This window comes from Vibrio sp. OPT46, assembly GCF_015163535.1.
Lineage (GTDB): Bacteria > Pseudomonadota > Gammaproteobacteria > Enterobacterales > Vibrionaceae > Vibrio > Vibrio alginolyticus.
On the sequence record NZ_JADDYG010000262.1, the window covers coordinates 1 to 4,233 of the forward strand.

The following is a 4,233-nucleotide window of genomic DNA, read 5'->3' on the forward strand; positions in this document are numbered from 1 at the left end:
TTTGTGTTTGTTGACTTACTAACAGTACCAAATTCTGTTGCTGTGCCTGGTTCACATGAGCCTAGCTTGATTGTTTTTTTAGTGTCCTCTTTCTGTCCCACTTCATAAGCCGATGCTAGTTGAAGAGTACCAGCAACGCCTCCATTGCAAGCTGCTTCAGTGTCAGCTGGTAGGAATAACCCCCCATTGATACAAACAACCGCCTTTAACTCTTCGCAGTACATCACTGATAAGCGCTGGTTCGTGTTAGGGATGAATACCATAGCAGGTATAAAAGTTTCCTCTCCAGTAACCATATGTGTAAAAGTATTTAATTCCATACATGCCCCCAAGCATTTAAACAATTGATTAAAAAGGGGATATTATATACCAACCCTTACAAATATACCATATGATAACACAATATTTTATAAATTATTGTTCCCATATTTTATTGACTTTGGGAAGGACAAAGTCGACACAATAGGGCTCGTGAGAGGGTCGGCTTTTTAGGCGAAGCCGTTAAGAAAAGCAATACAAATGCTTCTAGCTCGCCAAAGGCGAAACTTATGGCCACCAGCAAACTGCTAGGTTGGTGACAACGGGGTTTTGTTGGCACCGACCTAGCGCTGGAGGTCAACAGCCTTGAGCAGCAGAACTTGGTGAGGGACGAGCCATAGGGATGCAGGGGTAAGTCCGGCGGGTGGGCCTCGGTGGCGACTAGGGGGGGGCCCTGTTAGTGGAGAGCTAAAATCTCACAAACCCACCTAATAAAAAGAGGCTCCCTTGGGAGCCTCTTTTTAGCGTATGATAAAAATCATCGATATAGTCATGTTTGAGTAATCAAGCACTCTTTATGACCAAATAGTGCAAAACACCCTGAATATGACAAATGTTCATTCCCGGTAAATCTATTCAGATACACTCTCATTTGAACTAGGTAGTAACCGGTATCAAAATGCTCGTTGCAAACTTCACAGTCGCCAAACTTACATGTACCACTGCCAAGCAGTGTTAGCCTATACACATGTCTTAGATCACTTGTATCAGTCATCACTCAATTACCTTGTAGTTTAATCTATCCTAGAACTGTAAAGCCTTTAAGTTTTGCAAACTTGTTTGACACACTAAATCCTTTGACGACATCTAAAGGTAATCTCTGTCTTTTTATTATCCACCATGCTTTTCTTATGTGTAGCAATGCGAGTCTACGTTTTTTATTTATCGTCTCTTCTTGCTTTGTTGGTCCGCAATTTCGTAGGTAACTAAGAAGCAGACAATACAGACCATCTAAGCATTCGACCTGAAACCATATGTCACTGCCAAAACTTGGAATGTCCTCCAGTTCGAAACAAACCTGTTGCTTTCCATCAATTTCTCTAAATTTCATATTGCCCCCAAGCAATTGCTAACAACTATTATATATTATAGCAAGTGGCCGAGTTAAATACCACATTTATACACATGTAATTTTGGTAGTCTATTGAGAGCTTTGATATTGAAAGAGACTGATATTATGTTTTCTTCTGGCTTAAGGCTCGATAGCGGACCTGAGCCGCTATCATAGGGTTATTTTATTCTTAGATGCTCACCACGCTCATCCGGCTTTAGAGTGAAGAGTATGTAATCAACCTGCTCTATATAGATCTCATAATCATCGTTGATTAGTAGCACCTCCCTATCATCAGTACTGGATGTGTATTGCTGGGTAACCTTCCCTTTTAATACTTTATCTTTATTGAATACCTTTAATCCTACTAATCTCATACATTCTCCTTACTAGCAGTGATTGAATGATGAACGGCCTCCTTATGGAGCTCTAATATCTCCTTGCTTGTAAGGTAGCTATGAATCTCATTTATTTTCTTAATTACTTCAGAATGATCGTTGAAAAGTTGTTTGCGCTTATCCCATACGACTTCGTGGTGTGCTAGCTGTCCTGGTAGTGTCTTGTCATGAATGCCATAGACATATGTCCCTTCTCTGATTTTCTTTTTGACCAGCATCTTAGACATTAAAAAAATGATGAGTAGGTCCGTTTCTATGATCTGAGTAGTGAGGATAATACCGAAGAATAGACAGTCCTCCCGGTCTACGTCATCGATGTGAATCCCATTGTAACCATTCGAAAAGTAATACACTGGACTGCCTGGTTCCAGATTGTATGAAAAATAGAGATATGCATTTTCATTCTTCTGGAATAGCTCTTTCCTTCTCGCAATCTGAGTACGATATTGATCCATGTAATTATAGTTACAGATGTGCATTTCAGGGCACAACGATATGGTCTTTCCGCAGGTAGTTATGTACTTCTTTCTCTTGCTTATAGATAAGCTGCTTATTGTTTTGGTCATATTGCCCCCAAGCAATTGTTTTTTAGAATGTATTGTTACATTAGCAATTAAAGGAATTATACTAAAACACGCCATTAAATACCATATTAAAACACAAATTTAAGTTAAATATAGTTAACTATTGAGATTGACTTTTGCCCGGACAAAGACGACACAATAGGGCTCGATAGAGGGAAAGCTTTTTAGGCGAAGCCGTTAAGAAAAGCGATACAAATGCTTTTAGCTCGCCGAAGGCGATTCATATGGCCACCAGCATTCTGCTAGGACTGTGACAACGGGGGTTTGTTGGCATCGTACTAGCGCTGGTGGACAACAGCCTTAAGCGGCAATACTTGGCGAGGCACGAGACCTAGCATTGCAAGGGTAAGTCCGGCGGGTGGGCCTCGGTGGCGACTAGGGGGACCCCCTGTTAGTGGAGAGTAGGTAAGCCGCAATGTTAACTCATTGCGGCTTACCTGGGGTCAAATACCCATTAATTAGTAAACACTTAGGTTTATTACTTCCGTGCCGCTTTCAGCCAATGTAGCAATTTCTGGTTCAATATCTACCAGTTGGTCATATACTGAAAGCTCCTTGGCAGCGGCTATGTCTAGATAATATTCAGTTTTATCGGGGGTAGTAGCAATTGCATTCGTCTCTGGCAACGATTCAGCTTGAAAAGCTGCTATTGGTAAGTACTTAAACATGTCTTTCCTCCTAACATTTACAAATGATCTTGATTGTCAGATGACACTCATTGCTCTTTCGTAGAACAGACAGAAGTTCGCTCTGTCTGTTTGAATTCTCTCTTTAACCTTATCTTGCGTTGATTCTCTTAGCGCATCTAACACCTTTACTAGTATGGAAGCAGTGAATGCGTCTATCAGTAGTGGTTGAAGACCTAGTTCTTTAGATTCATCAGTAAAAGAAATTGTTGTGAGTGATTTATTGATTAGTTCATTTGGCCAAACAAAGAGCATTGCTTGGCCTTGAGCGACTTTTTTAAGATTATCGTAATTGCAGAACTCTGTTTTCATATTGCCCCCAAGCAATTGTTTTCAAATAGATAGTTACATAAGCAACTAAGGAAATTATACTAAAATACGCCCCAAAATACCACATTAATACATTTTACATGGTAAAATATACTGAACTATATTGATTGACTTTGGACCGGACAAAGGCAACACAATAGGGCTCGATAGAGGGTCAGCTTTTTAGGCGAAGCCGTTAAGAAAAGCGATACAAATGCTTTTTGCTCGCCGAAGGCGATTCATATGGCCACCAGCATTCTGCTAGGACGGTGACAACGGGGGTTTGTTGGCAATGTCCTAGCGCTGGTGGACAACAGCCTTGAGCGGCAGCACTTGGTGAGGAACGAGCCTTAGGGATGCAGGGGTAAGTCCGGCGGGTGGGCCTCGGTGGCGACTAGGGGGAACCCCTATTAGTGGAGAGTAATTTTTATGTTTCGATTGTAGTTGATTGGTTTTATGTACACCAGAGACAAAAAAGCCCCGACAATATTGCCGGGGCTGGTCGCTTGGGGAGCGGTTATTCTGGTGCTGGTTCTCTATATACCAGCAATCTTCCACTAATTGACTTTTGATTGCTCTTTCCCTTATGGGGGACACAGATAGAGTACAAGGAAAAATGTTTAGCCTTCACCACTTCTGTTAGGCATTGGCTTTTAAACCTTCGCTCGAGAATGTTCAGGCTGTCTTCTAAAGTATGCGAAAGAGGTTCAGGCTTTCTCTCTACTGCTGACCCACCTAAATTGTAATAATATAATTTCCACATAAAAAACAACCCAAAACCAATACCAGGTCTAATGTACATTCAAGCTAATGTTTGCTTCAAGTTCGAGTGTGAAAATCGTATCTTCATAGCTATAAACCACAGTGTTATTACTAACGATTGGTTC

6 protein-coding genes are annotated in these 4,233 nt (G+C 41.1%); all 6 read right to left on the reverse strand.

Annotated elements, in window-relative coordinates:
• On the reverse strand, positions 1–320 hold a 320-nt coding region (locus IQR33_RS12220; RefSeq protein ID WP_193843718.1), incomplete at its 3' end, for a hypothetical protein.
• A gap of 737 nt (positions 321–1,057) precedes the next feature.
• On the reverse strand, positions 1,058–1,369 hold the full coding sequence (locus tag IQR33_RS12225; protein WP_025636688.1) for a hypothetical protein: 312 nt from the start codon (positions 1,367–1,369) through the stop codon (positions 1,058–1,060).
• Positions 1,370–1,548: 179 nt separating this feature from the next.
• The gene (locus tag IQR33_RS12230; RefSeq protein WP_193843719.1) at positions 1,549–1,746 is read right to left on the reverse strand and encodes a hypothetical protein; all 198 of its coding nucleotides are present in this window, start codon (positions 1,744–1,746) and stop codon (positions 1,549–1,551) included.
• Complete coding sequence (locus IQR33_RS12235; RefSeq protein ID WP_139364688.1) at positions 1,743–2,333, reverse strand: hypothetical protein; 591 nt, start codon at positions 2,331–2,333, stop codon at positions 1,743–1,745. Before IQR33_RS12235 ends, IQR33_RS12230 begins: the two co-directional genes overlap by 4 nt.
• A gap of 476 nt (positions 2,334–2,809) precedes the next feature.
• The gene (locus tag IQR33_RS12240; RefSeq protein WP_025636820.1) at positions 2,810–3,019 is read right to left on the reverse strand and encodes a hypothetical protein; all 210 of its coding nucleotides are present in this window, start codon (positions 3,017–3,019) and stop codon (positions 2,810–2,812) included.
• A 36-nt stretch (positions 3,020–3,055) separates the two neighbouring features.
• Positions 3,056–3,349, reverse strand: a complete 294-nt coding sequence (locus tag IQR33_RS12245; protein ID WP_025636822.1) for a hypothetical protein — start codon at positions 3,347–3,349, stop codon at positions 3,056–3,058.
• Between the last annotated feature and the right edge of the window lie 884 nt (positions 3,350–4,233).

Excerpts from the sequence above, each read along its gene's own strand:
- IQR33_RS12230 (WP_193843719.1), bottom strand. The coding sequence starts at position 1,746 with ATGAGATTAGTAGGATTAAAGGTATTCAATAAAGATAAAGTATTAAAA.
- IQR33_RS12225 (WP_025636688.1), bottom strand. The coding sequence starts at position 1,369 with ATGAAATTTAGAGAAATTGATGGAAAGCAACAGGTTTGTTTCGAACTG.
- IQR33_RS12235 (WP_139364688.1), bottom strand. The coding sequence starts at position 2,333 with ATGACCAAAACAATAAGCAGCTTATCTATAAGCAAGAGAAAGAAGTAC.
- IQR33_RS12240 (WP_025636820.1), bottom strand. The coding sequence starts at position 3,019 with ATGTTTAAGTACTTACCAATAGCAGCTTTTCAAGCTGAATCGTTGCCA.
- IQR33_RS12245 (WP_025636822.1), bottom strand. The coding sequence starts at position 3,349 with ATGAAAACAGAGTTCTGCAATTACGATAATCTTAAAAAAGTCGCTCAA.